This is a genomic window from Streptomyces inhibens (assembly GCF_003389455.1).
Classification (GTDB): domain Bacteria; phylum Actinomycetota; class Actinomycetes; order Streptomycetales; family Streptomycetaceae; genus Streptomyces; species Streptomyces inhibens.
In genome coordinates, this window is sequence record NZ_QUAC01000311.1 from 1 (window position 1) to 2,309 (window position 2,309).

At 72.8% G+C, this 2,309-nt stretch carries 1 protein-coding gene; it reads right to left on the minus strand.

Going from position 1 to position 2,309, the window contains the following annotated elements:
* On the minus strand, nucleotides 1-1,505 hold a 1,505-nt coding region (locus tag DY245_RS33660; protein WP_244943437.1), incomplete at its 3' end, for an AfsR/SARP family transcriptional regulator.
* Nucleotides 1,506-2,309 lie beyond the last annotated feature (804 nt).

The window sequence follows — 2,309 nt, forward strand, 5'->3', positions numbered from 1 at the left end:
CGGGCCGCCAGCCGCGCCCCGGCCGCCCGCAGCGCGAGCGGCAGGTGGCCGCAGGCCGCCGCCAGCGCCGCGACCGCATCCGGTTCCTGCTGGATCCGGTGGATTCCGGCGATCTTGCCGATCAGTTCCACGGCGTTGTCGGCGCCGAGTCCCCTCAGCGGCAAGGTCACCGTGGCGGGCATCGCGGCCAGGGCGCGGCCGGTGATCAGCACGGCGCACCGGGCCGCGCCCGGCAGCAGCGGTTCCACCTGTGCCGTGGTCGCGGCGTTGTCGAGCACGACGAGGACGGCCCGCCGCGAGAGCATGGTGCGGAAGAGCGCCGCGCGCTCGGCCAGGGAGGCCGGTATCCGCTCGGCGGGGACACCCAGCCCGGTCAGGAACCCCGCGAGGACCTCGGCCGGCTCGGCGGGTGCGCCGTCGGGCGCCCGCAGGTTCGCGTACAGCTGGCCGTCCGGGTAGGTTCCGGCGACCGCGTGCGCCGCCCGCAGGGCCAGCGCCGTCTTCCCGGCCCCGCCCATGCCCGTGATGACCGCGACGGAGTGTGGCCGGCCCGTGGTCAGCGCGGAGACCAGCGCCGACATCTGCTCCTGGCGGCCGGTGAAGTCGCACGGCACCGGCGGCAGTTGGGCGGGCTCCTGCCCCGCGGAGACGTCCTCCCGCGCGGTCTCCGGCGGCGGTACGGCATCCACGCCGCCCTGGGCGGGCGCCAGAAGGAGGGCATGGTCCCCCGCAAGGATCGCGGCGTGCAGCGTGCGCAGCGCGGGCCCGGTGTCGATGCCCAGGTCCTCGGCGAGCACCCGGCGGGCGCGGTCGTAGGCCGACAGCGCCTCGGCCGCGCGCCCCGACCGGTACAAGGCGAGCATCAACGCACCGTGCAGACGCTCCCGGTAGGGATACGTCTTCAGGGCCCGCACGATGTCCGGCACGACCTCCGCGTGACGTCCGCACACCAGCAGCAGCTCCAGCCGGTACTCCAGCGCGGACGCCAATTGCTCGCCCAGCGCACGACGCCAGTCCCGCGCGAACGGCCCGGGCAGTCCCGCCAGCGCGGGTCCCTGCCACAGCGCCAGCGCCTCCTCCAGACCGGCGGCCCCCGCGGCGGGGTCACCGGCGTCGGCATACCGCCGGGCCCGCGCGGTGAGCCGGCCGAAGAACAGGGCGTCCACCCGGTCCTCGGGGAGCTGGAGTACGTACCCGTCGGCCATGGTCTCGATGGCGGACGGGGCCTCGCCGCCGCCTGGTTCCGCGCGGGCCTCGCGGCCCAGGTGCGTCCGCAGCCGGTGAATGTAGGTGACGACCACCCGCCGGGCGGAAGCGGGCGGATCGTCGAAGTAGAGGCCGTCGATGAGTTCGTCGACCGTCACCAGCGTGCCGGGGCGCAGCGCCAGGGCCGCCAACACGGTCTGGGGGCCGGGCGCGCCGGGCCGGGTGACGTTCCCCCGGGCCGAGACGTACCGGACGGGACCCAGTAATCGGAGCCGGTCCGCCCCCTGCACCGCAGGCATGTGCGACATCGTCACCCGCACGTCTCTCGTAAGACGGCCTCTCGAATCCACGGGACCTTCCGGATATCAGGGGACTTTCGGGGCCCCTTGAATCGTTTGGCGAGGATCATGGGCTGCGGGCAAGTGCGCGAACGCCGATGCATATCACCCTCCTTCATCGCAAGCCGGCCATTTCGTCGACGGGGCCGGTAGCGCCCTCACGGCTGCCCCCGGCCGGGACCGCCGCGCAGCAGCTTGCCCTTGCCCGCTGGCGTTCGGCTGACGTTCGGCTGACGCAGCCGCTCCTGGACGATGGATGGCATCGCCCAAGTCAGGTAAGAACGATCTGTCGGGGGACTGGGCGGCCGGCTAACCTCCGCGAGCGCGGAGCGGACGGCCGGGCTGCGGTCACCGCCATCCAGTGGTCACGGCGTGACCTACCGGTTGCCCTGGAGAACGTGTGGCGAAGAAGCGCGCGGAGATCTTCTTGAAGTCGTCGTCTGCGCGGGGCTGACCTGCGGGGATTGGCTGGTAACCCGCTTTGACCTGCGGTGATGAGTGTTTCCGGTGCTTTCACCGTGCGGCCCGGTTACGCGGTCGATTTTCCCCGGGCGCTCCCCAACGGGGCTTCGTTCTCCCCGGATTCTCCCCAGCGGCAGTGCTTGACGAGAAGCTCGATGACGGCTTTTGGCTGATCGACGCGCGGGCTACTCACCGTACTGTTCGGGCGCGGGCAGTGACCGGGTCCGGCCTCCGAGCCGAGGCGTGCGTGCCCTGGTTTCAGGGCACGCACGCCACCTACCGCGGGCGCCCCTTCGGCGGTAC